At 59.6% G+C, this 742-nt stretch carries 1 protein-coding gene; it reads left to right on the top strand.

The window, feature by feature from the left end:
- A partial coding sequence (locus GIV35_RS27240; protein ID WP_236265998.1) for an IS110 family transposase occupies window positions 1-742 on the top strand: 742 nt, incomplete at both ends.

The raw sequence follows: 742 nt of genomic DNA on the forward strand, positions 1-742 counted from the left end.
TGGGCGCGATTGCTGCAAACGCAGGGCAATTCAGTGCGCATCCTACCGGCTCAGCATGTGGCCACTCATCGCAGCGGTCCGAAAAATGATCGCAACGATGCGTTGGCGATCCTGCGTGCTGGACGCGTACCGGTCAAAAGTGCGGCGGCGCTCGCAATGCAAGCGCTGCATCGGGCCCGACAGGGATATATACGGCGACGTACGGCAGTCGGTAATCAGATGCGCGGCTTACTGCTGGAGCAGGGAGTATCCATGCCCCAAGGCGAAATGGCCATCAGCCAACGTATCCCGCGAATACTGGAAGACGCCACTCAGCCATTACCCGATTTGCTGCGCGAACTAATCGCCGAACTGCTAGTTGAATGGGTTCATTTGGGCGAACGCGTCAACGTGTTGACCGGTCGGCTCGAAACAGCGGCGAAGAACGATGAGACAGCCAAGCGATTGATGACGGTGCGCGGAGTTGGCCCGATCATAGCCACAGCACTGTTGGCCAAGCAGACTGAGCCTGAACGCTTCGCCAATGCTCGACAGTTCGCCGCCTACTTCGGGCTGGTGCCCAGCCAGCACAGCAGCGGAGAAAAAATCCGGCTCGGCAAGATGAGCAAGAAGGGTGATGCGTATTTGCGCAGCCTGGCGGTCCAGGGTGCCCACGCCGTGTTAAGACAGGTGCGACCGGATTCAGAACAGCCAGACGACCAGCGGCTACAGCGTTGGGTATCTCGCCTAGGGCGCAAGGAGG

The sequence above is a fragment of the Pseudomonas sp. PA-1-6B genome (genome assembly GCF_021609545.1).
In the GTDB taxonomy this organism is placed as follows: domain Bacteria; phylum Pseudomonadota; class Gammaproteobacteria; order Pseudomonadales; family Pseudomonadaceae; genus Aquipseudomonas; species Aquipseudomonas fluorescens_BV.